29 protein-coding genes and 2 pseudogenes are annotated in these 24,895 nt (G+C 71.5%); 9 read left to right on the top strand and 22 right to left on the bottom strand.

Annotated features, from left to right (window positions below; translation table 11 throughout):
- Positions 1–24 precede the first annotated feature (24 nt).
- Both tsf and rpsB read right to left on the bottom strand, forming a co-directional pair.
- On the bottom strand, positions 25–855 hold the full coding sequence (tsf, locus tag IEX31_RS08665; RefSeq protein WP_188743036.1) for a translation elongation factor Ts: 831 nt from the start codon (positions 853–855) through the stop codon (positions 25–27).
- Between the two features lie 43 nt (positions 856–898).
- A complete protein-coding gene (gene rpsB, locus IEX31_RS08660) occupies positions 899–1,828 on the bottom strand; it encodes a 30S ribosomal protein S2 (protein WP_188743035.1) in 930 nt (309 codons plus the stop codon).
- A gap of 262 nt (positions 1,829–2,090) precedes the next feature.
- Here rpsB and IEX31_RS08655 point away from each other — a divergent pair, with 262 nt between their 5' ends.
- Positions 2,091–2,708, top strand: coding sequence for a M23 family metallopeptidase (locus IEX31_RS08655; protein WP_188743034.1), 618 nt, complete (start codon positions 2,091–2,093; stop codon positions 2,706–2,708).
- A gap of 1 nt (position 2,709) precedes the next feature.
- Here the strand turns inward: IEX31_RS08655 and IEX31_RS08650 are convergent, their stop codons facing one another.
- A complete protein-coding gene (locus IEX31_RS08650; RefSeq protein WP_188743033.1) occupies positions 2,710–3,645 on the bottom strand; it encodes a tyrosine recombinase XerC in 936 nt (311 codons plus the stop codon).
- Positions 3,646–3,652: 7 nt separating this feature from the next.
- Positions 3,653–4,555: a phosphodiesterase gene (locus IEX31_RS08645; RefSeq protein ID WP_188743032.1), complete on the bottom strand. Its 903-nt coding sequence runs from the start codon at positions 4,553–4,555 to the stop codon at positions 3,653–3,655.
- A 67-nt stretch (positions 4,556–4,622) separates the two neighbouring features.
- Here IEX31_RS08645 and IEX31_RS08640 point away from each other — a divergent pair, with 67 nt between their 5' ends.
- On the top strand, positions 4,623–5,402 hold the full coding sequence (locus IEX31_RS08640; RefSeq protein WP_188743031.1) for a TIGR01458 family HAD-type hydrolase: 780 nt from the start codon (positions 4,623–4,625) through the stop codon (positions 5,400–5,402).
- A 138-nt stretch (positions 5,403–5,540) separates the two neighbouring features.
- Here IEX31_RS08640 and IEX31_RS08635 read toward each other — a convergent pair whose 3' ends face one another.
- The 9 genes from IEX31_RS08635 to IEX31_RS08595 form a co-directional block, all read right to left on the bottom strand.
- Positions 5,541–6,212 carry a hypothetical protein gene (locus IEX31_RS08635; RefSeq protein WP_188743030.1) on the bottom strand — a complete coding sequence of 224 codons (672 nt, stop codon included), beginning with the start codon at positions 6,210–6,212 and terminating at the stop codon, positions 5,541–5,543.
- Positions 6,213–6,269: 57 nt separating this feature from the next.
- Positions 6,270–7,547: a DNA-processing protein DprA gene (dprA, locus tag IEX31_RS08630; RefSeq protein WP_188743029.1), complete on the bottom strand. Its 1,278-nt coding sequence runs from the start codon at positions 7,545–7,547 to the stop codon at positions 6,270–6,272.
- Complete coding sequence (locus IEX31_RS08625) at positions 7,544–9,085, bottom strand: YifB family Mg chelatase-like AAA ATPase (RefSeq protein ID WP_188743028.1); 1,542 nt, start codon at positions 9,083–9,085, stop codon at positions 7,544–7,546. The genes dprA and IEX31_RS08625 overlap by 4 nt, the downstream gene beginning before the upstream one ends.
- A complete protein-coding gene (locus tag IEX31_RS08620; protein WP_188743027.1) occupies positions 9,085–9,441 on the bottom strand; it encodes a YraN family protein in 357 nt (118 codons plus the stop codon). Before IEX31_RS08620 ends, IEX31_RS08625 begins: the two co-directional genes overlap by 1 nt.
- 105 nt (positions 9,442–9,546) lie before the next feature.
- A complete protein-coding gene (locus tag IEX31_RS08615) occupies positions 9,547–9,870 on the bottom strand; it encodes a DUF2469 family protein (RefSeq protein ID WP_130352672.1) in 324 nt (107 codons plus the stop codon).
- 6 nt (positions 9,871–9,876) lie between these two features.
- Positions 9,877–10,563 carry a ribonuclease HII gene (rnhB, locus tag IEX31_RS08610; protein WP_188743026.1) on the bottom strand — a complete coding sequence of 229 codons (687 nt, stop codon included), beginning with the start codon at positions 10,561–10,563 and terminating at the stop codon, positions 9,877–9,879.
- Between the two features lie 2 nt (positions 10,564–10,565).
- Positions 10,566–11,291, bottom strand: coding sequence for a signal peptidase I (lepB, locus tag IEX31_RS08605; RefSeq protein WP_188743025.1), 726 nt, complete (start codon positions 11,289–11,291; stop codon positions 10,566–10,568).
- Between the two features lie 120 nt (positions 11,292–11,411).
- Complete coding sequence (gene rplS, locus IEX31_RS08600; protein WP_188743024.1) at positions 11,412–11,759, bottom strand: 50S ribosomal protein L19; 348 nt, start codon at positions 11,757–11,759, stop codon at positions 11,412–11,414.
- A gap of 207 nt (positions 11,760–11,966) precedes the next feature.
- Positions 11,967–12,515, bottom strand: a complete 549-nt coding sequence (locus IEX31_RS08595; protein WP_188743023.1) for a hypothetical protein — start codon at positions 12,513–12,515, stop codon at positions 11,967–11,969.
- An 86-nt stretch (positions 12,516–12,601) separates the two neighbouring features.
- Here IEX31_RS08595 and map point away from each other — a divergent pair, with 86 nt between their 5' ends.
- Positions 12,602–13,369 (top strand): type I methionyl aminopeptidase, encoded by a 768-nt coding sequence (gene map, locus IEX31_RS08590; RefSeq protein ID WP_188743022.1) that lies wholly within the window; start codon positions 12,602–12,604, stop codon positions 13,367–13,369.
- On the opposite strand, the gene IEX31_RS08585 is transcribed toward map, so the two are convergent.
- Both IEX31_RS08585 and IEX31_RS19555 read right to left on the bottom strand, forming a co-directional pair.
- Complete coding sequence (locus IEX31_RS08585; RefSeq protein WP_188743021.1) at positions 13,353–13,727, bottom strand: sirohydrochlorin chelatase family protein; 375 nt, start codon at positions 13,725–13,727, stop codon at positions 13,353–13,355. The two genes, map and IEX31_RS08585, sit on opposite strands and share 17 nt — an antisense overlap.
- Positions 13,728–13,761: 34 nt before the next feature.
- Positions 13,762–13,881 (bottom strand): annotated as a pseudogene (locus IEX31_RS19555) (hypothetical protein); the annotation flags it as partial.
- A gap of 28 nt (positions 13,882–13,909) precedes the next feature.
- On the opposite strand from IEX31_RS19555, the pseudogene IEX31_RS19550 reads away from it, so the two are divergent.
- A pseudogene (locus IEX31_RS19550) lies at positions 13,910–13,975 on the top strand (hypothetical protein); the annotation flags it as partial.
- 383 nt (positions 13,976–14,358) lie between these two features.
- A complete protein-coding gene (locus IEX31_RS08575) occupies positions 14,359–14,544 on the top strand; it encodes a (2Fe-2S)-binding protein (RefSeq protein WP_268236972.1) in 186 nt (61 codons plus the stop codon).
- Between the two features lie 29 nt (positions 14,545–14,573).
- Here the strand turns inward: IEX31_RS08575 and IEX31_RS08570 are convergent, their stop codons facing one another.
- The 5 genes from IEX31_RS08570 to rpsP all read right to left on the bottom strand — a co-directional run bounded on the left by IEX31_RS08570 (position 14,574) and on the right by rpsP (position 17,414).
- Positions 14,574–15,335: a sirohydrochlorin chelatase gene (locus tag IEX31_RS08570; protein WP_188743019.1), complete on the bottom strand. Its 762-nt coding sequence runs from the start codon at positions 15,333–15,335 to the stop codon at positions 14,574–14,576.
- 110 nt (positions 15,336–15,445) lie between these two features.
- Positions 15,446–16,156 (bottom strand): tRNA (guanosine(37)-N1)-methyltransferase TrmD, encoded by a 711-nt coding sequence (gene trmD, locus IEX31_RS08565; RefSeq protein WP_188743018.1) that lies wholly within the window; start codon positions 16,154–16,156, stop codon positions 15,446–15,448.
- Positions 16,157–16,165: 9 nt separating this feature from the next.
- Positions 16,166–16,750: a ribosome maturation factor RimM gene (gene rimM, locus IEX31_RS08560; protein ID WP_188743017.1), complete on the bottom strand. Its 585-nt coding sequence runs from the start codon at positions 16,748–16,750 to the stop codon at positions 16,166–16,168.
- A gap of 1 nt (position 16,751) precedes the next feature.
- Entirely contained in the window at positions 16,752–16,988 is a 237-nt protein-coding gene (locus IEX31_RS08555; RefSeq protein WP_188743016.1) for an RNA-binding protein, read from the bottom strand.
- A gap of 3 nt (positions 16,989–16,991) precedes the next feature.
- Positions 16,992–17,414 (bottom strand): 30S ribosomal protein S16, encoded by a 423-nt coding sequence (rpsP, locus tag IEX31_RS08550; protein ID WP_188743015.1) that lies wholly within the window; start codon positions 17,412–17,414, stop codon positions 16,992–16,994.
- Between the two features lie 221 nt (positions 17,415–17,635).
- Between rpsP and IEX31_RS08545 the strand changes: the two genes are divergently transcribed.
- Positions 17,636–18,778, top strand: a complete 1,143-nt coding sequence (locus IEX31_RS08545) for a glutamate--cysteine ligase (RefSeq protein WP_188743014.1) — start codon at positions 17,636–17,638, stop codon at positions 18,776–18,778.
- On the opposite strand, the gene IEX31_RS08540 is transcribed toward IEX31_RS08545, so the two are convergent.
- Both IEX31_RS08540 and IEX31_RS08535 read right to left on the bottom strand, forming a co-directional pair.
- The gene (locus IEX31_RS08540; RefSeq protein WP_188743013.1) at positions 18,765–20,198 is read right to left on the bottom strand and encodes a GH1 family beta-glucosidase; all 1,434 of its coding nucleotides are present in this window, start codon (positions 20,196–20,198) and stop codon (positions 18,765–18,767) included. The two genes, IEX31_RS08545 and IEX31_RS08540, sit on opposite strands and share 14 nt — an antisense overlap.
- Before the next feature lie 108 nt (positions 20,199–20,306).
- Positions 20,307–21,335 (bottom strand): lipid II:glycine glycyltransferase FemX, encoded by a 1,029-nt coding sequence (locus IEX31_RS08535; protein WP_188743012.1) that lies wholly within the window; start codon positions 21,333–21,335, stop codon positions 20,307–20,309.
- A 168-nt stretch (positions 21,336–21,503) separates the two neighbouring features.
- Here IEX31_RS08535 and IEX31_RS08530 point away from each other — a divergent pair, with 168 nt between their 5' ends.
- From IEX31_RS08530 to IEX31_RS08520, 3 genes are read left to right on the top strand one after another with little or no spacing between them, the layout of a single operon-like run.
- Positions 21,504–22,316, top strand: coding sequence for a spermidine synthase (locus IEX31_RS08530; protein ID WP_188743011.1), 813 nt, complete (start codon positions 21,504–21,506; stop codon positions 22,314–22,316).
- A 4-nt stretch (positions 22,317–22,320) separates the two neighbouring features.
- Entirely contained in the window at positions 22,321–24,201 is a 1,881-nt protein-coding gene (locus IEX31_RS08525) for an LVIVD repeat-containing protein (protein WP_188743010.1), read from the top strand.
- A complete protein-coding gene (locus IEX31_RS08520; RefSeq protein ID WP_188743009.1) occupies positions 24,198–24,890 on the top strand; it encodes a DUF305 domain-containing protein in 693 nt (230 codons plus the stop codon). Before IEX31_RS08525 ends, IEX31_RS08520 begins: the two co-directional genes overlap by 4 nt.
- Positions 24,891–24,895: the final 5 nt, after the last annotated feature.

The following is a 24,895-nucleotide window of genomic DNA, read 5'->3' as shown; positions in this document are numbered from 1 at the left end:
GCGAACCGGGCTCCCTCACCTTGGCTAGGCGCCGACCTTGAAGCGAACGAAGTCGCTCACCGTGAGGCCCGCGTCCTCGACGACCTTGCGCACCGACAGCTTGTTGTCCTTGGCGTAGTCCTGCTCGAGGAGCGCGACCTGCTTGAAGTAGGCGCCGAGGCGACCCTCGATGATCTTCGGGAGGGCGACCTCGGGCTTGCCCTCCTCGCGCGAGATCTGCTCGACGATCGCACGCTCCTTCTCGACCGACTCGGCGGGGACGTCGTCACGCGAGAGGTACTCGGGGTCGGCGAACGAGATGTGCTGCGCGATGCTGCGCGCCGTGTCCGCGTCGTCGCCCGAGTAGCCGAGCACGACGCCGACCTGCGGCGGCAGGTCCTTCGACGTCTTGTGCAGGTAGATCGCGAAGTGCTCGCCCGTGACGAGGCGGATGCGACGCAGCTCGACCTTCTCGCCGAGGATCGCGGCCTCCTCGCTGATCACGTCGGCGACGGTCTTGCCCTCGGCCGGCGCAGCCAGGGCGGCCTCGACGGTCTCGGCACGAGCTGCCGCGACAGCGGCGAGCACGCGGTCGGCCAGCGCGACGAACTTGTCGCCCTTGGCGACGAAGTCGGTCTCGCAGGCGAGCTCGATGAGGGTGGCGGTGCCGTCGCCATTTTCGACGGCGGCGACGAGGCCCTCGGCGGTGGAGCGGTCGGCGCGCTTGGCGTTGCCCTTCGCGCCCTTCAGGCGGAGGAGCTCGACCGCCTTCTCGAGGTCGCCGTCGGCCTCGACGAGCGCGTTCTTGGTATCGACCATGCCGGTGCCGAGGCGCTCGCGCAGGGTCTTGACGTCTTCGAGAGTGAAGTTGGCCATGTTGTGGAAGTCTCCTGGACTCGTGGTCGTGTGTGGAGGGGTGTTACTCGGTCTCGGCAGCGGCGGCGCCCGAGGTATCCGCCTCGGACTCGGTCGCGGCCTCCGCGGTGGCATCCGCAGACACCACGTCGACGACCTCTTCGATCTCGGCGGCCTCGGCGGTCGCCTCGTCGACCTTCGCGGTCTCGGCGGAGGACTGCTCGGGCGTCTGCGCCTGGAGGAGCTCCTGCTCCCACTCGGCGAGCGGCTCGACGGCCGACACGTTGCCCTCGGCCTCGGGCTTCTGGTGGCGCTCGATGAGGCCCTCGGCGGCGGCGTCGGCGACGATGCGGGTGAGCAGGCTCACCGAGCGGATCGCGTCGTCGTTGCCCGGGATCGGGTACTGCACCTCGTCCGGGTCGCAGTTCGTGTCGAGGATGCCGATGACGGGGATGCCGAGCTTCTTCGCCTCGTCGATCGCGAGGTGCTCCTTCTTGGTGTCGACCACCCAGAGCGCCGACGGGGTCTTCGACAGGTTGCGGATGCCGCCGAGCGACTTGTGCAGCTTGTCGAGCTCGCGCTTCTTGATGAGCAGCTCCTTCTTGGTGAAGCCGCTCGTGGTGCCCTCGAAGTCGAGCTCCTCGAGCTCCTTCATGCGCGCGAGGCGCTTGGACACCGTGGTGAAGTTCGTGAGGAGACCGCCGAGCCAGCGCTGGTTGACGTAGGGCTGGCCGACGCGCTTGGCCTGCTCGGCGATGGACTCCTGGGCCTGCTTCTTCGTGCCGACGAAGAGGATGGTGCCGCCGTGGGCGACCGTCTCCTTGACGAAGTCGTACGCCTTGTCGATGTAGGCGAGCGACTGCTGCAGGTCGATGATGTAGATGCCGGAACGCTCCGTGAAGATGAAGCGCTTCATCTTCGGGTTCCAACGGCGGGTCTGGTGCCCGAAGTGCACGCCGCTGTCGAGCAGCTGGCGAATGGTGACGACGGCCATGAGCCGTACTCCTTCTGTTCTCAGTTGTCGCTCCGACCGGCGGTCGGGAGCCCTGGTGCCCGGCACGGCTCCGCCCGCTCTTCCGAGCGGGACTGAGTGGAGTCGTCGGCCGAAATGGCACGCGTAGTCGCCCCGGCAGGCCGAGGCGCTCTCGACACTCTACCATCGGCACCGGTCCTCCCCAACCGCGCGGGCTTCCGAGGCGTGCACGGATTCACGCGGATCGGGCGACGGATGCCTCGGCCGGACCGAGCATCGAGGCATGCCCGCTTCCCGCCGACTCCGCGCACCCGGCCGACCGCCCACCTCAGACCGCTCGCCTGCTGCCCCGCCGCAGCGCCACCGGATCGTGGTCGCCGTCGTGGCATCCGCCCTGCTGTTCGCGGCCGCGGTTGCGGCTGCGTGGCTGATGCCCACGGCGGCGCACGGCGAGCCGGCGCCCGCGACCACGGCGATCGGGCCCACCGAGCCCTGGGTGTGGCCGGTGCCGCCCCCGATCGCGGTGGTGGCGCCGTTCCGGGCCCCGCCCACTCCCTACGCGGCCGGGCACCGCGGTATCGACGTCGCCGCATCGCACGGGGACGTCGTGGTCGCACCGGCTCCCGGCGTCGTGCGCTTCGCGGGACCGGTCGCCGGGCGAGACGTGGTGTCGATCGACCACGGCGACGGGGTCCTGAGCGCCATCGAGCCGGTCGAGGGCGCCGTGGCGGCCGGCACGGCGGTGACTCCGGGCCAGGTGATCGGCACCGTGGCATCCGGCGGCCACTGCGACGCGGTGTGCGTGCACTTCGGCGTCAGGATCGACGGCGAGTACGTGTCGCCGTTCCTGTTCCTCGGCGGGCTGCCGCGCGCCGTGCTGCTGCCGATGGGTTCTTCGTGACTCAGGCGCGCGGGTGCGCGGTCCGGTAGCTCTGCTTGAGACGTTCCGCCGAAACGTGCGTGTAGATCTGCGTTGTGCCGAGGCTCGCATGTCCGAGGAACTCCTGCACCGCCCGCAGGTCGGCGCCGCCGTCGAGCAGGTGCGTGGCGGCGCTGTGGCGCAGTGCGTGCGGTCCGCTGGGGCCCGCACCCGGAATCGACGAGAGCATCGCGGCGATCTGTCGGTGCACGCTGCGCACGCCGAGGCGGCCGCCCCGCACGCCGAGGAACACCGCATCGGATGCCGCTCCCCCGGCTGTTCCCGGGTGCTCGACCGCGGCCGCCAGGATCGCCGGCCGCGCCACCTCCAGGTAGCGGTCGAGCGCGCGGGCGGCCGGCGCCCCGTAGGGCACCACGCGTTCCTTCGCGCCCTTGCCGGTCACGCGCACCGTGCGACGCCGGCGGTCGACGTCGGCGAGGTCGAGGCCGACCAGCTCCGACACGCGCAGCGCCGACGCGTACAGCAGCTCCGCGATCGCGGCGTCGCGCACGGCCACCGGGTCGCCACCCGCCGCGCGGTCGGCGAGCGCGGCGAGTGCCTCGGCGAGGGCACGCTCGGTCGCGACGCGCGGCAGCGTGCGCTGCGCCCGCGGCGCCTTGAGTCGCACGCCCGGATCGGCGACGATGAGCCCGCGCCGATGTAACCACGCCGTCCAACCGCGGGCGGATGCCGCGCGGCGGGCGATGCTCGTGCGGGCGAGTCCGCGCTCCGTCGCCGCCCACAGCCAGTCGCGCAGGAGCGCGAGCTCGACCCCGGCGGGATCCTCCACCTGACGCTCGGCGGCGAAGCCGACGAGCTCGACGAGGTCGGCGCGGTACGCGGCGACGGTGTGCTCGGAATACCCGCGCTCGGTACGCACGTGCGCGAGGTAGTCGTCGACCAGCCCTTCGAGTGTCATGGCTCGCTCACGGGCTCGGCGGTCGCTTGCGCGAGAATCGCTCGAGTCGCCCATCGGGCGACAGCCGCTCGACCTCGGCGAGGAACTCCGCGCCGAAGCTCGTCACGAGCGGGAACGGCCCGACCGGCACCACCGACGTGACGATCGAGTCATCGTAGACGTGCACGAGCGTGAACGACCGGCCGCCGTCGATGCCCTCGAGCTCACCGGGCGGCGTGGAGAGGTCCATCGTGTAGGAGGTCGCGCCCGCGACCGAGACGGGGATGCCGGCGAACATGCCGTTCGCGGCGTAGTGCAGGTGTCCGCCGAGGATCATCCGCACGTCGCGTCCGCGCACGATGTCGGCGAGTTCGTCCTGGTCGCGCAGCTCGAGCACGTCCATGAGCGAGAGCGGCGTCGCGATGGGCGCGTGGTGCATGGCGATCACGGTGCCCTCAGGGGCGGGATCGGCGAGCACCGCGTCGAGCCAGGCGAGGGATGCCGCGTCGAGCGCGCCGTGATGGTAGCCCGGCACGCTCGTGTCGAGTGCGATGACGCGAAGCCCGCCGACCTGCACGACCTGGTGCACGGGCTGTTCGGTGGCGGGCTCGTCGAGGAGCTCCGAACGGAACGCTCCACGCTCGTCGTGATTGCCCATGACCCAGATGAGCTCGGCGCCCGTCTCACGGGCGAGCGGCTCGAGCGCGGCCCGGATGCGGTGATAGGCGTCGGCCTCGCCGAGGTCGGTGACGTCGCCGGTCACGACGATCGCGTCGAGGGTGCCGCCGAGCCGCGCCAGTTGGGTCGTGGTGCGTTGGAGTGCCGTGACCGTGTCGGCCACGCCGCCGAGCGGCGCGCCCTCGGCGAGCAGGTGCGTGTCGCTGACATGGGCCACGACATGTCGGGCCGCGGGGTATCGTCCGAGCTGCATCCAGGCCTCCTTGCGCGCAGGCATCCTCGCCCAGCATATGGTCGCGCCCGCGATGCATGATGGAGGCATGGCGGGTGTCCTGCTGGATCTCGATGGCGTCGTCTACGTGGGCGACGAGGCGCTGCCCGGTGCCTCCGAGACGATCTCGTGGCTTGCGCGCGAGGGCATACCGCACCGCTACCTGACGAACACCTCCTCGCGTCCACGGAGCGCGATCGTCGAGAAGCTGGCACGCATGGGCATCACCGCGGACACGTCGAGGATCCTCACGCCCGGCGTCGTCGCGGCGGCGTGGTTGCGCCGGGAGGGCATCGAGCGCCCGGCGCTGTTCGTGCCGGATGCCACGGCCACCGAGTTCGCGGGACTCGAGCCGCTGCCCGGCGCGTCGGAGCAGGGCGCCGGTGCGGTGATGGTCGGCGACCTCGGCAAGGGATGGGACTTCGCGACGCTGAACCGCGCCTTCCGCCTCCTCATGAGCGACCCCGGCACGCCGCTGGTCGCGCTCGGGCTGACCCGGTACTGGCGTGCCGTCGACGGCCTCCGCCTCGACGCGGGTGCGTACGTTCGCGCACTCGAGTACGCCAGCGGCCGGAACGCGGTGGTGCTCGGCAAGCCCGACCCGGCGTTCTACCGCGCGGCCGTCGAGGACCTGCACCTCGCGCCCGACCAGGTCGTGATGGTCGGCGACGACATTCGCACCGACGTCGAGGGCGCCCAACGGACCGGCCTCGTCGGTGTGTTGGTGCGCACCGGCAAGTTCACCGAGGCCGACCTCGCGGGCGACATCACGCCCGACGCCGTGCTCGACTCGATCGCCGACCTGCCGCGCTGGTGGGCAGGGCGCTGAGCTATCCCCGATCACTCGCGCAAACGAGCGGCCCGAGCGGCCCGAGCGCTCCACCCACGAGCGTCCAGCTCCCCGGTGACAGGAGCGCTGCGACTTCGAACAACAGCTCGTACTCACCGGATCGGTCGTCGACGGTGATCAGGTGCCGCTTGTCTGCCACGCTGTGCGCATTCGCTCGATCGCGTCGAGACCCGCTCGGCGCACGCGGGTGTTGGGGCTGCGAAGGCAGTCGGCGGCAACGAGCGCGAGCGGTGTCGCGCCGTGGACGCGGGGCTCGCCGCTTCGGAAGCCATGCACGATGATTTCGCCCGTGAGCGATTCGATCAGGTCGTACTGCGAGATGACCGCATCGATGCCCGCGGGTGCGTAGCCATGGATCATGTTCGAGTCGCCGACCACACGCACCGTCGATCGTTCGTGGAGCCGATCGAGCGCGCTCTCGCCGGTGAGGGCAAGCGCGTCGCGAACGAGGTCCGGCCGGCGCGCATCGAAGCGCGCGGTGATCACGGCGGCGGCGATGCGCCTGCCGAGGGAGAGCGCGTCGTTCGACGCGATTCTTCGGCGAACCTCCGCATTCGAGCCGGCCTCCGCCCCGGAGAGCGACGTGATGACACCCCAGACCACATCCTCCGCCCACGGCCTTCCCTCGATCGGCCCGATCGCCTGGCGTTCATGCACGCTGCTGAGTTCGATCAAGAGGCCCGATGAGTACTTCCGGCCGCGGAGATCGCCGGCACCCCACAATTCGGCGATCCGCCGACGCGTGACGCCGAGTTGCGCCGCGGCATCCGCCGCCGTCACCATGCTCATGGTAAACCCTTCTCGATCGAGAATAGTTTAGCGAATTGCACCGCATCCGACCAAGACTCACCCCCGAACGCGGCGGCGCAGCCACCCGTCGGCGTGCCGAAGCGCGACGCCGTGGAGTTCGAGCGGCCCGAGCACGCCCATGACCTCGAGCACCGACATGCCCGAGCGACGCGCGATCTCATCGATGCTGCGGGGACTCCGCGTGCTCAGTGCATCGGTGACTCGCAGCACGTCGGGTGAGAGCGCCGCGTCATCCTGATCCACTTCGGTGGCACCCCCGCGTCGCTTCGCCCCGCTCGGACGCACGTCGCCACGTGCCCGCACCGGCACTCCCCCGCCCGCGAGCTCCGCCATCTGCTCGGCGTCGACGACGCACACGGCGTCGTACTCCCGGAACAGTCGATGGCACCCCGCGGAGGCCGGGCTCGTCACCGGTCCGGGGACGGCGCCGAGCGGCCGGCCGAGCTCGGCAGCGTGCCCAGCCGTGTTGATCGACCCCGAGCGCATGCCCGCCTCGAGCACGACCGTGGCGTCGGCCGCCGCCGCGATGAGCCTGTTGCGTTGAAGGAATCTCCACTTCGTGGGCGCCGCGCCGCACGGCAGTTCGGAGACCACGGCCCCGGTCTCGGCGATGCGGCCGAGCAGCGCCTCGTGCCCGAGCGGATAGAAGCGGTCCACCCCGCCGGCCAGGAACGCCACGGTGACCCCGTCGCTTGCGAGGGCGGCGCGGTGCGCCATGCCGTCGATGCCGTAGGCGCCGCCCGAGACGATCGTGAAGCCGCGATCGACGAGACCCGCCGACGCCTCCATGGTGACGTGTTCGCCATAGCCCGTCGCGGCCCGCGCGCCCACGAGCGAGATCGAGCGGATGTCTCGTGCCAGGGCATCCCGGCGGCCACGCACCCAGAGGCCGATCGGGGAGTGCGCGCCCAGTTCGTCGAGCTGTGCCGGCCAGGCACGGTCACCCGGCACGACGAAGCCGGCGCCGACCCGTGCGGCCTGCCCGAGCGAGCGTACGAAGGCCGCATGATCCAGTCGTGGCAGCCAGCGATCCAGGCCCGTGGCGGCCTCCCGCTCGTCGAGGTCGCCGCGGGCGCCGGCGACGGCGCCCGAGAGCGTCTCGCCCGTGACGCGCTCCAACAGCAGCTCCGCGGTGCGGACGGCCCCGATCGCCGCGATCACCCGCCCGAGGACCCCGTCGCCGGGCTCGGCGACGAGCCCGAGCACCGCCCTCGCGAACGCGTCGAGATCGCCCGGTTCCGTATCCACCACGCCGCGACGCACCGCCGCGAACTCGGCCTCCGACTGCTTCGCCGAGCGTTCGACGACGTTCATGCCGTGATCCCCTTCCGGAACAGCAGCGCACGGCCGACGTGCCCCGCGTCGGGCGCGGTCACACCGTCGAGGTCGGCGAGCGTCCATGCCGTCTTCAGCACGCGGTCGTAGCCGCGCATGGTGATGCCGCCGCGTTCGAGCGAGTAGTCGAGCGAGGCAGTGGCCCGGCCGCCGGGATGGAGGCGCCCGGCACCCCGGAGCCACGGCCCGGGCATCTCGGCGTTCGTGCGCCACGGCGTGCCTCGAAGCCGCTCGTGCGCAACGGCGCGAGCCTCGACGACCCGACGCCGCGCCTCGACGCTCGTCATCCCGGGTTGCTCGCCCGCCATCCGCAGCGAGGCGGCGGTGATGCGCGGCACGGGGATCTGCAGGTCGATGCGGTCGAGGAGCGGCCCCGAGATGCGGGCGAGGTACCGGCGCCGCATCATGGGCGTGCACGTGCACGTCGAGTCCTTCACGCCCGCATTGCCGCAGGGGCAGGGATTCGCGGCGATCACGAGCTGGAACCGGGCCGGGAACGAGGCGACCGCGTTCGCACGGTGGATGGCGATGGAGCCCGACTCGAGTGGCTGCCGCAACACGTCGAGCACACTGGCGGGGAACTCGGGAGCCTCGTCGAGGAAGAGCACGCCGTGCGAGGCGCGCACCACGGCGCCCGGGCGGATGACGCGGCTGCCGCCACCCACCATCGCTGCCGCCGAAGCCGTGTGGTGCGGCGCCTCGAACGGCGGGCGACTGGACAGGCCACCGTCGAGCGGCAGGCCAGAGAGCGACCGGATCGACGCGACTTCGAGTGCGGCATCGGCGTCGAGATCGGGCAGGATGCCCGGCAGCCGCGACGCGAGCATGGTCTTGCCGGCGCCCGGCGGCCCGAGGAGGAAGAGGTGGTGGCCGCCCGCGGCCGCCGTGAGCAGGGCGTCGACGGCCTCGTGGTTGCCCGCGACATCCGCGAGATCGCCGACGGCGACCGGCCCTGCGTCGGACCGCGCGAGCGCCGGCACCGGATCGACCGGGCGCTCGTCGAACCGGCCGCCGTGCCTGATCGCGGCGTCGAGGAGCGAGGCGACGCCGATCACCTCGACACCCGGCACCAACGCCGCCTCGGCGGCGTTGGCCTCGGGCACCATGACGGTGTCGTGCCCGGCGCGCGCGGCGGCCAGCACCGCCGGCAGGATGCCGTCGATCGGGCGCAGCCGGCCGTCGAGGCCGAGCTCGCCGAGGTGCACGACGCGATCGATCGACTCGACGGACACGTCGCCGGACGCCGCGAGGCAGGCGAGCGCGATCGCGAGGTCGAACCCCGACCCGTGCTTCGGCAGTGCCGCGGGCGACAGGTTGATCGTGAGCTTACGCTGCGGCAGCGGGCAGCCGGCGTTCGTCGCAGCGGAGCGCACGCGCTCGCGCGCCTCGCCGAGCGCCGCATCGGGCAGGCCGATGATCACGAACCCGGGCAACTGGCTCGACAGGTCGGCCTCGACCTCGACGATCGATCCGGCGAGTCCGAGCAGCGCCACGGAACGGGTGCGGGCGACCGGCATCAGCTGATCCCCTCGAGATGCTCGATGAGGGCCGGCGCCTCGGTGGGGGCGAGTACCGCGACCGCGTCGATGCGGATGCGCGAGACGGCCGCATCCGTCGCCTCGCACCACGCGATCGCGAGCCGTCGCAGGCGCGCGAGCTTCACGGGCGTGATCGACTCGAACGGATGCCCGTAGTCGTGGGTGGTGCGCGTCTTCACCTCTACGAAGACCGTGTCGTGCCCGTCGCGCGCGACGATGTCGATCTCGCCGAGCCGGCACCGCCAGTTGCGGTCGAGCACCTCCATGCCACGACCGAGCAGGTGGTCGACCGCGAGTTGTTCGCCGCGCCGACCGAGTTCCGCGTTGTGGGCCATCCGCACCACCTCCGCGAACAGCGTGGCGGTGCGCGGCGGTGCCTCATGGCCGGCGGAGGCGATCCGTACAGGGATCCGGCTTTCCACAGGCCCGCTGCGGGAGAGTCACTCGTCGAGCGCGAGCTCCTTGGGCAGCTCGAACTCGCGCGTCGCAAGCTCCTCGACGTTGACGTCCTTGAAGGTGAGCACGCGCACCGACTTCACGAACCGGTCGGCGCGATAGACGTCCCAGACCCAGACGTCCTTCATGTTGAGCTCGAAGTAGAAGTCGTGCTCGGTGTCGCGACGCACGAGTTCCACCTCGTTCGCGAGGTAGAAGCGGCGCTCGGTCTCGACCACGTATTGGAACTGCGACACGATGTCGCGGTACTCGCGGTACAGGGCCAGCTCGACCTCGCGGTCGTAGTCTTCGAATTCGTCCTCATCCATCGGCATTCATCCTACGCCGAGGTCAAAGAGCGTCGGCGCCTCGGCCGGACGCTCGTGCAACCACGTGGTGCGGTGCAAGGCGCTCGGGCCGTGCTCGTCGAGGGCGGCGAAATGACCGGGGGTCGAGTAGCCCTTGTTCTCGTCCCAGCCGTACAGCGGCAGCTCGTCGTGCGCGCGGCGCATGCCGCCGTCGCGGTGCACCTTGGCGATGACGGATGCCGCGGCCACCGACGCGCAGTCGCGGTCGGCCTTGATGCGCGTCGTGACCCGCACGCGGCGCTCGATCGACGCGCTCAGCCAGTCGTGGTTGCCGTCGAGGACGAGCGGCGCGTCGGCGGCCACCTCGACGGCCGCGGTCAGCGCCTGGAACGCGCGCGCTCCCGCTAGGCCGAGGCACGCCATGATGCCGTGCTCATCGATCTCGGCGGCGGATGCCTCGCCCACGGCCCACGCGTGCACCCAGGACAACGCCCTCGGCGCCATCGCCTCGCGCTTGGGCTCGGGCATGAGCTTGGAGTCGCGGAGGCCGGCGGGCATGCGCCGCACGCTCGGGTCGATCAGCACGATCCCGACCGTCACGGGGCCGGCGAGCGCGCCGCGGCCCACCTCGTCGCAGGCGAGCACCATGGATGCCCCCGAGCCGAACAGCTCGCGCTCGAGCTTCAACGACGGAACCGGGACGGGCGGCGTCATGGTCAGCCCGCTCCCTCGTCGACGCCGGCGAACGTCTCGGGGTAGTTGCCGAGCCAAGACCAGTGGTCGACCGGCCAGCTCACCACGAACGCCCGGCCGACCACGTTGTCGATTGGCACGAAGCCCTCGAGCGGCGTCTCGCCGTTGTAGCGCGAGTCCTTCGAGTTGTAGCGGTTGTCGCCCATGACCCACAGCGAGTCGTCGGGCACGACCTCGTCGAAGTCGTCGCGCGACACCTTGGTCTCACCGGGAGGCAGCGCCACGTACGGCTCGTCGAGCGGCACGCCGTTGACGCTCAGCTGCCCGAGCGCGTTGCAGCAGACGACGTGGTCGCCCGGCAGGCCGATGATGCGCTTCACGAGGTGGTCGTTCGAGTCGGGCGCGGAGAGGCCGACGAACGCGAGGAACCAGTCGACCGCGGCGATGAGCGGCGGCTGCTGAGCCTCCTCGCGCGCGGGGAGCCAGCCGCCCGGGTCCTTGAAGACGACCACGTCGCCGCGCGTGATGGGCGTGACCTCGGGCACGAGCTCGTTCACGATGATGCGATCGTCCATCACGAGGGTCTGCTCCATCGACTGCGACGGAATGAAGAACGACCTGATGAGGAACGTCTTGATGAGGAATGAGACGAGCACCGCCACCATGAAGATGACGAGCAGGTCCCTGAGGAAGAGGAGGGTGCTCTTCTTCCTGCGTGCCGATACCGAGCCCGCGCGGTCCATGTCCATCCGCGTGGTGCTTGCCTTTTCTGTCATTTGACCGCCCGAACTCCCCACCCAGTCTAGGGGTGGGGAGCTCGGTGACGATGACGAGCCGCTCGCGACGCGCGGGCGGCGGCGTCGATCGGATCAGCTCCCGCGCTTCTCCTTGATCTTCGCCTTCTTGCCGCGGAGCTTGCGCAGGTAGTACAGCTTCGCGCGACGGACGTCGCCGCGGGTGACGACCTCGATGTGGTCGATGACCGGCGAGTGCACCGGGAACTTGCGCTCGACGCCGACCTGGAAGCTGACCTTGCGAACCGTGAAGGTCTCGCGCACGCCCTCGCCCGAGCGGCCGATGACGACGCCCTGGAAGACCTGGATGCGCGAGCGCGCGCCTTCGACGATGTTGACGTGCACCTTGACGGTGTCGCCGGGGCGGAAGTCGGGGATGTCCGACCTCAGGCTCGCGGCGTCGACGTGGTCGAGGATGTGCATGATGGTTCGCTCTCTGCGCCCGCCACCGGTCGAACGCGGATCATGGATGGAATGTCCGGTGCCGCCTGCGCGATCGCTCGCGTCGTGCGTTGCTCCCCGGAGGCAGAGACCTGCGGCGGCACAATCGTCTATTGTGCCATGCCGCAGCCCGGCGCGCCAAAGCGCTCCCCGAAGCACAGGCGAACACGGTGGGATGCCCTGTCGCGGTCACTGCCCGCTGTCGGTACGCTCCCCGCCACCGTCGGTGCGCTCGGTGCGCTCCGTGCGCTCCTGGATGACGATGATCTCCTCGTCGACGCGGGTGAACGGGCGGGACGCGGTATCCCCGCTGCCTTGCCCTGTCTGCTCGGCGGCAAGGCGCTCGAACTCGACCATGGTGGCCTCCATGCGCTTGGCACCGTCGGAGATGAGCTGCCACACGGAACTCCAGAACGCGACGATCGCGAGCAGGATGGCCATGACGCCGAAGAAGGCGCCCGAGTCGCCGTAGAACCCGATGCCGATGACGGCGGCGTGCAGCGCTCCGACCACGCCGACGTCCATCCACGAGGCTGCCCGGTCGGCGCGCACGGTCGGACGGATCCTCACGAGGAGCGCGACGACCGCGAGCGTGATGAAGGTGATCGGTACGGTGATCACGAGGCCGAGGGTGCCCCAGCCGCCCCGGCCGAAGGTCACCCAGCCCACGCCCAGCCAGATCGGCAGCACGACGGCCGCGGCGACCAGCCACCAGAGGAACGCACGCCGGATCAGCATGGCCACAGCGTAACCCTGGCCGCCTTCGAGCGGGCCGGGTGTTCACTCAGGGCGGAGCCGCCAGAATGGACTCGGAGAGGATGAGCGTGATCGAACTGAGGACCCCCGCCGAGATCGAGGAGATGCGACCCGCGGGCCACTTCGTGGCCAGCGTGCTGGAGGCGACGTCGAAGGCTGCCGCCGCGGGCGTCAACCTGCTCGAGCTCGATGCCCTCGCGCACGACATGATCCGCGACGCGGGCGCCGAGAGCTGCTACATCGACTATCACCCGTCGTTCGGCGCGAGCCCGTTCGGCAAGGTGCTCTGCACGTCGGTGAACGACGCGGTGCTGCACGGCCTCCCCCACGACTACCGGCTCCGCGACGGCGACCTGCTGAACCTCGACTTCGCCGCCGAGGTGAACGGCTGGGTTGCCGACTCGGCGATCTCGGTGGTCGTCGGCACGCCGCGCCCCGAGGACCTGCGGCTCATCGACACGACCGAGCGCGCACTGGCCGCGGGCATCGCCGCCGCGCGCCCCGGCAACCGCATCGGCGACATCTCCCGGGCCATCGCCGACGTCGCGAAGGCCGAGGGCTACCCGATCAACACCGACTTCGGTGGGCACGGCGTGGGACGCACCATGCACGGCGACCCGCACGTCCCGAACAACGGCCGCCCAGGGCGGGGCCTGCCCCTGAAGCCCGGCCTCGTCATCGCGATCGAGCCGTGGTTCCTGGCGACCACCGACCGGATCTTCACCGATCCCGACGGCTGGACGCTGCGCAGCGCCGACGGGTCGCGCGGCGCGCACTCCGAGCACACCATCGCGGTCACCGACGGCGACCCGATCGTGCTCACGCAGCGCGGCTGAGCGCGCGGGCCGCGGCGAAGCGGTCGAGCACGAGTTCGACGAGGGCCGTGGGCGGCGGGGCATCCGGCCGCAGGAGGGGCGCGGTCATGACGGTCGCACCGGCGGCGACCGCGCGATCGTGGAACGTCCCGGGGCGAGCAGGTAGCTCGCGACGCACCACGCGTGACACGTGCCGCGCGATCGCGTCGGGCTGCGCCGGTCGCGCCGCCGAGATGAAGCCGACGGCCACGGGGCGCCCGATGCGCTGCGCGAGGCGCCGGCCGACGTCGCGGCAGTCGGCGACGGCGCGTGCGTCGCTCGATCCCGCCGGGCAGGGTCGGGCCGGATGCCCCGGCCGCCGTCCGCGCGAGGTCCACATGCACGTGGTAGCCCGCCGACAGCAGGAGCGGCACGATCACCGGGTCGTGGCCCGTCACCAGCGAGCCGAGCACGGATGCCACGTCGGGCGCCTGCACGTCGACGAACGCGTCCTCCACCGCGAGGTCGGGCGCCGCGCTCTGCGCCGATGCCACGAGCGCCGCCACGGCCGCGCTCGCCGACGTCGTGCTGCCGGTGACGCAGTGGGCCGAGGAGGAGGGCACCATGACGAACCTCGAGGGCCGCGTCATCCGTCGTCGCCGGGCGGTCATGCCGCCGACGGGGGTCCGCGACGAACTGCGGGTGCTCGCCTACTGGCCGTACCCGCGCGGCAGCGCCGGCACGCCCCGGCTCTTCGCCGACCGGTTCGCACACCCCGACGGCCTCGCCCGCCTCGTCGCCGTGTCGGTACGGGAGTCCGTGCGTCGGCGTCCCGCCGAGGGCGAGCTCACGCTCGTCACCGGGCGGCTGCTCGAGCACTACCAGAGCGGCACGCAGACCCGCCGGGTGCCCGAGTCCATCGGGGCGCGCCCCGAGGCGGTCGCGTCGATGCATCCGTCCACCGCCGAACGGCTCGGGGCCCCGACTACGACCCCGCCGAGGACGCCGACGCGTTCGCATCTGCCACCACGGTGTGCTGGTGCAACGGGGTCACCGTGGGACGCATCGAGGAGTCCGCGGCGTGCGGCAACACCACCGTCGAGGGCGTCGGACGCGACACGCGGGCCGGGACCGGCTGCGGCGGGTGCAAGGGCCGCATCGCCGACGTGCTCACCGGGGCCGCCGCGGCCGACGGGACGCCGAGCCTCACGGCCTGACCGGAGCGACCCGCTCGATCGAACCGCCCTCAGGCCCGCTCGCGGCTGTTCGCGTCGGCCTCGTCGTAGCGCTCGAGCACGAGATCGACGAGCTCGGGCGCGGCGGGTTCCTCGGGAAGCAGCAGCGGGTCGGCGATGGCGTCGGCGCCGGCGACGGATGCGGCGTCGTAGAACGTGCCGGGGGCGAGCAGGTACGAGCCCACCACCACGCGTGCGCCAGGGTGCACCTCGCGGATCATCTCGATGGCGTCGGGGAGCCGCGGGATCGCGGCCGCGATGAAGCCCACGGTCACGGGCCGGCCGAGGCGCTGCGCGAGCCGTCTGGCGGTCTCGAAGCACTCGCGCACGGCCCGCGGGTCATTGGAGCCGGCCGCGGCGAGCAGCACGGCGTCGCCGTCGGCGAGGCCCAGGCGAGCCAGTCGCGCCGCGAGGACCTCGACGATGCGATCATCGGGCCCGAGCTCGGCGGCCAGCTGCGCACCGCCGCCCAGGCGGTCGAGTCCGAGAGAGAGGCCGGTGCGCACGTGGAACCCCGCCGAGAGCACGAGCGGCACGATGACCGCACCGGGCTCGGCGTCGGCCGCCAGCGCGGCGGCGACGTCGGCGTTGGACGCGTCGACGAAGCTGATCGAGACGTCGAGATCGGGGCGGGCGGATGCGACGCCGTCGACGAGGCGGATGATCGCTTCGCGGTTCTCACCCGACGGCGCCCCGTGCGTCACCGCGACCAGCCGGAGCGGAGGAACGCCGAGATGGTCCGTCGGGACGCCCGCACCAGTCGACCCGACCATCTCCAGACCCGCGCTTTCCGGCGGTATCCGGTCTCACCCGCCGGTTTCGACGCTATGCACGGTGTGTTTCGCGAACGGCACTCGGGTGTTTCCGACAGGTGAAGAGTGCCTCACGCGGGCGTATCGCCGGGTGCGTCTCCGAGCAGTTCGGGCCGCACTCGGGCCGTGCGGTCGAGCTGCTGCTCGCGACGCCAGGCGGCGACCCGGCCGTGGTTCCCCGAGAGCAGCACGGGCGGCACCTCGTGCCCGCGCCAGACGGCGGGCTTCGTGTAGCTCGGGTACTCGAGGAGGCCGTCCTGGTGGGACTCCTCGACGAGGCTCTCGGGGTTGCCGACGACGCCGGGCACGAGTCGTCCGGCAGCCTCGATCATGGCCATCGCGGCGACCTCGCCCCCGTTCAGCACGTAATCGCCGAGGCTGATGAGGCGCACGCGCATGCGGCCCGCGTAGTGGTCGACGACGCGCTGGTCGATGCCCTCGTACCGCCCGCACGCGAACACGAGGTGCTCCTCTGCCGCGAGCTCGCGCGCGATGGCCTGCGTGAACGGCTCGCCGGCGGGCGACGGAACCACGAGCAGCGCGTCGGATGCGCCGTCGCCGACGATCGCGTCGAGGGCCTCGCCCCACGGCTCGGGCTTCATGACCATGCCGGCGCCGCCCCCGTAGGGCGTGTCGTCGACGGTGCGGTGCCGGTCGTGCGTGAACTCGCGCAGGTCGTGCGTGACCACCTCGATGAGCCCCGCCTGCCGGGCCCTGCCCAGCAGCGAGATGTCGAGCACCGAGAAGAACCCGGGGAAGATCGTGACGATGTCGATCCGCATCGCGCCCGCCTACTCGCTGCGCTCGTCGGGCTCCGCGGATGCGTCGCCCGCCGCCTCGGGGAGCTCCTCGAAGAGCCCCGACGGCGGCGTGACGGTGACGGCGCCGGCCTCGAGGTCGACCTCGGGCACGATCGCGGAGACGAACGGCACCATGACCTCGCCGCCGGGCGTCTTCACGATCAGGAGGTCCTGCGCGGGGAGATGGTCGACGTGCGTGATCTCGCCGACCTTCTCGCCGTCACGGAGCACGGTGAGCCCCACGAGCTGGTGGTCGTACCACGCGTCGGGCTCGGGCGCCTCCTGGTCGACGTGGTCGACCCAGAGGATGGCCTTCACGAGGCTCTCGGCGGCGGTGCGGTCGTCGACGCCCTCGAAGAACCCCACGGGATGCCCGTTGTACCACCGGAGCTCGCGCAGCCTCAGGTGCTTGCCGTGCCACGGCGAGTCGGCGGGCACCTGCAGCGAGAACTCGGCCCCGGGCACGAAGCGGCGCTCGGGGTCGTCGGTGTAGAGCTCGAGCTTGAGGGCGCCCTTCAGGCCGTGCGCCTTCGTGAGGCGGCCGACCCGGAGCTGCGTTCGGGCTGCGGCGCTCACGTCAGTCGTCGGTGTCGACGACGTCGACGCGAACGCGGCGGCCGTCGGCGAGTGCGGTCACGAGGGTGCGGAGCGCCTTCGCGGTGCGGCCGGCGCGTCCGATCACGCGACCGAGGTCCTCGGGGTTCACGTGAACCTCGAGGACCTCGCCGCGTCCGCTCGAGGCGGCGACGACCCTGACGTCGTCAGGGTGATCGACGATCCCCTTGACGAGGTGTTCGAGCGCGGACTGGAGCAAGGCCTAGGCCTCGTCCGTGGCGGCCTCGTCGGCGGGCGCCTCCTCGGCGGGGGTCGCGTCGGCCTTCGCCGGCTTCTCGGCCTTGGGCTTCAGCACCGGCTTCTTGGCCTCGTCGGCGACGAAAGCGGCCTTGGGCTCGGCGACCTGAACGCGGGAGACCGCGTTCTCGTCGCCCTTGAACTTGCCCCAGTCGCCCGTGAGCCTGAGGATCGCCGCGACCTGCTCGGTCGGCTGCGCGCCGACCGAGAGCCAGTACTGGGCGCGGTCGGAGTCGACCTCGATGAACGAGGGGTTCTGGGTGGGGTGATACTTGCCGATCTCCTCGATCACGCGACCGTCGCGCTTGGTGCGCGAGTCGGCGACGACGATGCGGTAGTACGGCGCACGGATCTTGCCGAGGCGCTTGAGACGGATCTTGACAGCCACAATTCTCCTGATGATGTGATGAGGTTGGCGAACTGACAGCCGTGAGCGTGGGGTGCACACTCGGCGGAAGCTCTCTGGGGTCCTGCGCGCCGGATAGAGGGTCGGGCGGTACAGAACTCGACTGACCATTCTTGCAGATTTCGCGTCGTAAGGATAATCGCCGGGCTCGCGTGCCAAGATGGGCCGACATCGGTGCATCCGCCCGTCCGGAGGGGGTTCGCATGGAGATCGAGTTCGCCCGATCCGCCCGGTCCACGGTGGGCCTCGAGTGGGAGATCGCGATCGTCGACCGCCCCACCGGCGAGCTGGCCTCGATCGGCGACCGCGTGCTCGAGGTGCTCGATGCGCGCAGCGAGGGCGGGCGGCATCCGTGGATCACCTCGGAGCTGCTCACGAACACCGTGGAGCTCGTGAGCGACGTGCACCGCACCGTCGCCGGCGCCGTCTCCGACCTCGAGCACCAGCTCGCCGAGGTGCGCGCCGTGATCGACGAGCTCGGCGAGTACGAGCTCGTCTGCAGCGGATCGCACCCGTTCAGCCAGTGGTACGACCAGCACCTCACCGACAAGCCGCGCTACCACAAGCTCATCGATCGCACGCGCTGGTGGGGGCGCAACATGATGATCTGGGGCGTCCACGTGCACGTCGGCATCGAGGAGCGCGAGAAGGCGCTGCCCATCCTCGACGGGTTGCTCGCCTACCTTCCCCACCTGCAGGCCCTCTCGGCGTCCAGCCCGTTCTGGGCGGGGGTCGAGACGGGCTACGCCTCGAATCGCGCGCTGATGTTCCAGCAGCTGCCCACGGCGGGACTGCCCTACGCGCTTCCCGACTGGGCCGCCCACGAGCGCTTCGTCGACGACCTCGTGCGCACGGGCGTCATCGAGGACCACACCGAGGTGCGCTGGGACATCCGCCCGTCGCCACGGTGGGGCACCGTGGAGGTCCGCGTGTGCGACGGCGTCTCGACGGCCGCCGAGATCGCCGCGATCGGCGCGCTCGTACAGTGCCTCGTCGAGTGGATGTCGACGCGGCTCGACGAGGGCGGCACGCTCACCGTGCTACAGCCCTGGTACGTGCGCGAGAACAAGTGGCGCGCCGCGCGGTACGGCATGGAGGCCGAGATCATCACGGATGTCGCGGGCACCGAGCGCCTCGTCACCGACGACCTGCACGACCTCATCACGACGCTCGTGCCCGTGTCCCTGCGGCTCGGCTGCGCCGCCGAGCTGCAGCAGGTGCGCACCATGCTCGACGGCGGTGCGAGCTACCAGCGGCAGCTGCGGATCGCCGAGGCCGCAGGGGGCGACCTCACCGCGGTGGTCGCGCATCTCGCGCGCGAGCTCCGCGGGCTCAGCGCGGTATAGCGCGCGTGTGGATGAGCTCCGCGTACCACTTCGCGCTGTCCTTCGGCAGCCGCTCGAACGTGTCGTAGTCGACCCGCACGATGCCGAAGCGCTTCGAGTAGCCGTAGCCCCACTCGAAGTTGTCGAGGAGCGACCAGACCTGGTAGCCGCGCAGGTCGACGCCCCGCGCCATCGCCCGATGCGCCGCCGTGAAGTGCCTCCGCAGGTAGTCGAGGCGATCGAGGTCGTGCACGGCCGGTCCGTCGGCCTCCTCGGTGACGACGTCGTCGAACGCGGCGCCGTTCTCGGTGACCATGAGCGGCAGCGACGGGTAGGCCTCGTGGAGGGCGACGAGGAGGTCCTCGAGGCCGGACGGGTCGATGTTCCAGCCCATCGCGGTGTACGGACCCGGCTGCAGGAGGAACTCGACGTGCTCCGACCCCGGCCACGGCGTGCCGCCCATGTCCTTGTGCCCGTCGGCGCGCACGCGCGGCGAGACGCCGTCCCACATCTCCACCGTGACGGTCGAGTAGTAGTTCACGCCGAGCAGGTCGATCGGCTGGGCGATGAGGTCGGCGTCGCCCGGCTTCACGAACGACCAGTCGGTGATGCCGGCCGTGTCGGCGATGACGTCGGCCGGGTACTCCCCCTCGAGGAGCGGGCCGAGGAAGACGCGGTTCGCGAGGCCGTCGATGCGCCGGGCCGCCTCGGCGCCGGTCGGCCCGGACTGGCGGATGACGTGCAGGTTGAGGGTGATCGAGTACCCGGGATCGTTCGTGACCACCTCCCTGAGCGCCGCGACGGCCAGTCCGTGCGCGAGGTTCAGGTGGTGCACCGCGGCGAGCGCGGCGGCGCCGTCGGTGAGGCCGGGCGCGTGCGCGCCGGAGCCGTACCCGAGGTACGCGCTGCACCACGGCTCGTTGAGCGTCGTCCAGACGGCAACGCGGTCGCCGAGCCGCTCCCCCACGATACGGGCGTAGTCGGCGAACGCCTCGGCGGTCGCGCGGTTCGCCCACCCGCCCTCGTCCTCGAGAGCCTGCGGGAGGTCCCAGTGGTAGAGCGTCGCGATTGGCCGGATGCCTCGTGCGATGAGTCCGTCGACGAGGCGCTCGTAGAACGCGAGCCCGGGCTCGTTCGCCGGCCCCCGGCCGGTCGGCTGGATGCGCGGCCAGGCGATCGAGAAGCGGTAGGCCTCCAGGCCGAGGCTCACCATGAGGTCGAGGTCGGACTCCAACCGGTGGTAGTGGTCGCACGCGGTGTCGCCGTTGTCGTCGTTCCACACCTTGCCGGGCGTGTGGCTGAACGTGTCCCAGATCGACGGGCCGCGCCCGTCCTCGTTCGCGGCGCCCTCGATCTGGTACGAGGCGGTCGCCGAGCCGAACAGGAAGTCGTCGGGAAAGGCCAGGCCCGCGTCGCGGTAGTCGGCGTTGCCGGTCGTCATCGTGGTGCTCCAGTCGTCGGTCGCGGCATCCGCTGCCGCATCCGCATCCGCATCACTGTAACGCGCTCGGCCGACGGTGCCACGATCGGCGTCGCACGATGACGCCGCTCAGTACCAGTAGTCGCCCATACGCGCGCGGTGTGCGGCGATGAACTCGCTTTCGCCGCGGCGCCACGCCTCGGCGCGCTCCTCGTGCGGGAGGAGGAACGCGGGCATGTACTCGAGCACGTCGCGCGCGAACGCGCTCTTGAACGTGAGCACGCCCTGGCCGGGGGCGTCGGGCTCGGCGGGCGGCGGCACGTGACCGAGGTCGTAGCGTTCGATCCCCGATGCCGCGAGGTCGCGGATGATCTCCCACTGCAGCAGGCGCGACGCCATGAGCTGGGGCCGATCGCGCAGCGAACCGCCGTCCTTGTACCAGGCGTTGCGGCCGTACCGGGCGACGAACGCGCCCGCCACGACGCGGCCGTCGTGCCACGCGAAGTAGAGCTGACCGCGCTCGTGCTCGCTGAACGCCGTCCACACGCGTTCGAGGTAGCACGCGCCGCGGAAGAACGCGCCCGTGCGTTCCTCGGTCTTGCGCACGAGGTGGAGCATGCGCCGGCGGTTCTCCTCGGTGAGCTCAACGCGGCCTGCGGTGACGCCGTTGCGCTCCGCGACGCGGATCTCGGCGCGCGCGCGCTTCTTCATGGCCGCGAGGACCTCGTCCTCGCCCGAGCCCGTCTCGACGACGACCGCGTGCCGGTACTGGGAGGCGCGCGTGGGAAGCCATACGCTCGATTCGAACGCCGCGACGAGCGCGTCGTCACGGGGCTGGTGCACCTCGATCTTCGTGGCGAACGCGTTGCCCCGCTCCGCGCGGATGCATTCCGTGAGTGCGGGGATGTCGGCCGGCGCGAGCCCGCTCACGCGCGGAAGGTGCTGCAGCGTGCCGAATCCCTCCGCGTTCCGTTCGAACACGAGCACGGGGAAGTCCGGGTCGGCGCCGAGCACACATCGCTTCACCTGCCACGGGCCGTCCGACCGGATGCGCTCCCACGTGCTGGATTGCATGAAGTGCGGCAGCGTGTGCGTGCTGAGGATGCGATCGTCCCATCCGATCGTGACATCCGTGTGCGCCGACTGCACCGTCTGCACTGCGCCTCAATCCCTCCGGAATCCCCAGCGCCGCCCTCCGCCGTCGGATTCCGCTCTTGGCGCACATCATAGGCGTACTCGGGGTCCGATCAGGGCATTTCCGCCCGTGGCATCCAATCTCGACGCGCCGTCTGGCCTGTCGCGTGCCGCCGACCTATGGTGGGACGCATGGGCGATCGGCGACTCGAACTCGACGGCGAGCACGTGAGCGCGCGGCTGCTGCCTGGGCACGGAACGAAGGGCGGGTACACCCTCGTCGTCGACGGCGTCACCCAGTCGCACGTGAATCCGAGGGACCCCCGCGACCTGCAGCTCGAGTACACGCGCATGGTCGCGTCGGTGATCGACGGATGCCGCGAGCCTGCTGGGCCGATCCGGGCGCTGCACCTCGGCGCCGGCGGACTCACGATCCCGCGCTACGTCGGCGCGACGCGGCCCGGCTCGGTCCAGCACGTCGTCGAGCTGCACCGGGTGCTGCTCGAGTTCGTGCTCGGCGCGCTACCCCTCGGCGACGACGTCGACCTCACGATCCAGTACGACGACGGTCGCGCCGCGGTGGAGCGCGCGACGCGCACGGGGGACGGCTACGACGTGGCCGTCGTCGACGTGTTCTCGGGCAGCATCTCGCCGCGGCACATGTCGACGGCCGAGTTCTTCACCGCGCTCGGCGGGCTCCTCGCTCCCGGCGGCGTCATCGTCGTCAACACCCTCGCGACCCGGGCGCTCTCGATGAGCCGCGAGGTCGGTGCGACGCTCGCGTCCCTGCAACTCGAGGTCGTCGCGCTCGCCGCGCGCGCGGTCGTCGCGGGCGAGAGCCTCGGCAACGTCGTGTTCGCGGCATCCGACGCCCCGCTCGACGGCGACGGCTTCATGCGACGCGCGAACGACGGCCAGCGGCCCATCGACCTGCTCCGCGGTCCGACGTACGACGACTTCGTCGAGGGCGCATCGGTCCGCCGCGACGGCGACGCCGCCGCCTGACGCCATGCGCGATCGCGGCAGGCTTCGAACGTGGCCGGCCGCCGCGGCGACGTTCGCCGTGCTCGGCGCCGCCGTGCTCCTCGCCCCGCCCGCCGTGTCCACGCCCTCAGCGGCGCAACCTGCCGACCGCGAGCCCTCGATCGGACCGGGTCTCGAATGGGTGGCGCATCGCGACAACCCGTTCCGGCAGGGCGACGACCCCGACTTCATCAATTCCGATCTCGCCTTCACGGGCGACCACCTGGTGCAGGGCAACTACGCCGGATTCTCCATCTGGGACATCGCCGATCCGACGGCGCCCGAGCTCGTGAGCGCGGTGTCGTGCCCGGGCGGCCAGGGCGACATCAGCGCCGTAGGGAACCTCGTGATCGTGTCGGTCGACGAGACCATGTCCGACGACTCCTGCGAGGCGGGGCGCGTGCCCGAGACGGAGGACAACTGGGAGGGCATCCGGATCTTCGACATCAGCGATCCGCGGCAACCGCGCTTCGCCGCCGCCGTGCGCACGCGCTGCGGGTCGCACACGCACACCATCGTGCCCGACCCTGCGAGCGCCGAGCGCGTGTTCGTCTACGTCAACGCGTACAGCCGCGGGGCATCCCGCAACTGCACGGGCCGAAACCCGCTGCAGGTCGTCGAGGTGCCGCTCGATGCCCCCGAGGACGCGGCAGTGGAGAGCGAGCTCGACCTGTTCGAGGACGCGACCGCCTTCGGGCCTGACGACCGCGTCGCCGGCGGCGCCGAGACGCGATCGACGACCGGATGCCACGACATCACCGCCTTCCCGGCCAAGGGCCTCGCGGTGGCGGCATGCCGCGGCGACGGCCTGCTGCTCTCGATCGCCGACCCGCTGGCGCCCGTGGTGCTGCAGCGTGTGCGGGATCCTGCGGTGGCGTTCTGGCACTCGGGGATCTTCGACAACGAGGCGACGCGCATCGTGTTCCAGGACGAGCTCGGCGACGGGTTCATCAACACCTGTTCGCCGGCGTTCGGCGCCGACCGCGGCGCCGACGCGGTGTGGCTCGTCCAGCCCGACGGTCTCGCGAAGGCCGGCACCTATAAGCTGCCGCGCACGCAGTCCGAGCTCGAGAAGTGCGTCGCGCACTCGGGCGGCCTCGTGCCCGTTCCCGGCCGCTTCATCGTGGCGCAGGCGTGGCTCGAGGGCGGCGTCTCGGTGATCGACTTCACCGATCCTGCGGCACCGGTCGAGCTCACCTGGTTCGACCGGCCCGACTACGGGTACTCGATGGACTACACGGCGGGCATCTGGTCGGTGTACCCGTACCGCGGGTACCTCTACGCGAGCGACATGTACGAAGGGCTCGAGGTGCTGCGCCTCACCGATCCGCTGTTCGCCGACGCGGCACGGTACGACGACTCGGGCCTGAACCCGCAGACGCAGCCCGAGTTCGCGTGGGTGTGGCGCGACGCGCCGGTCGTACCGGCCTCCGACGCCGAACGCGCGTCGCTCGAGACCCTGGTGGTCGACCCGGCCACGATGGAGCCCTCCACCACGGCGACCGTGTCCGTGTCGCTCCCGCCCGGGTCGCTCCAGCCCGGCGAGACCGCCGACGTCTGGTGGATGCCGACGCAGGCGGTGCTCGCGACGGTCACGGCCGCGGCCGACGGTTCCCTGGCTGCGACCGAGGTGACGCTTCCGGGCCCCCTCGAGGTCGGGCGGTACGACCTCGTCGTGCGCGGCGACGCGTCGGCGCCGCGGCTCGCGATCGGGATCGTCGACGTGGTGACCGACCAGCGCGCCCGCGCCGACGAGGCGACCGACGACGACGGCCTGCCGCGGTGGCCGTTCCTCGCGGCCCTCGTGCTCCTCCTCGTGGGCGCCGGCGCCTTCGCCGTGCTCGCCCGCCGTCGGGCGTCGTCGTGAGCGAGCGGATGCCCCGGCCGCGCCGCCCGGCGGACGGCGCCGGCCTCGCCGGGCTCGCAGCACTCACCGGCTTCGCGGTGCTCACCGCGCTCACGCTGTCGGCCTGCACGACCGCGCCCGACGAGCCGGCGGGGACCGCGTTCGTCACGCCGTCTCCCCCCGGTGGGTCGTCGTCCTCGGCCGACGGCGGCGACGCCGCACCCGCGCCCGACGAGGACGCCACAGCCGCCGACGTCGCGTTCCTCGAGGCGATGGTCGCGCACCACGAGCAGGCCGTCGAGCTGGCCGGGCTCGCCGCAGCGCGCGCGGCCGACGTCGAGCTGGCCGACCTCGCGAACCGCATGCACGTCACACAGGCCGCCGAGGCGGCGTCGATGCAGTCGTGGCTGGAACGGCGCATCCGCGACGGGGGTTCCGCCGATCACGATCACGACGTGACGATGCGCGGCGAGATCAGCCGGTCGACGCTCGACCGGGCGGCCGAGCTCGACGGGCCCGCGTTCGACGAGTTGTTCCTCGCCGTGATGGTGGCGCACCACAGGGGCGCCGTCGAGATGGCCGAGGCGCGGCTCGCCGAGGCGGGCGACCCTGCCCTCGCCCGGTGGGCTCGCGCCATCGCGACGGCGCAGGCACTCGAGATCGACCGCATGCTCGATATCAAGGCACGCCTCTCCGACTCGGGAAGCTAGCTGGT

Source organism: Agromyces bauzanensis (genome assembly GCF_014645655.1).
GTDB classification, from domain to species: Bacteria; Actinomycetota; Actinomycetes; order Actinomycetales; family Microbacteriaceae; genus Agromyces; species Agromyces bauzanensis.
The sequence above is the reverse complement of the archived record's forward strand: the minus strand, read 5'-3'. Positions and strand labels throughout refer to the sequence as shown.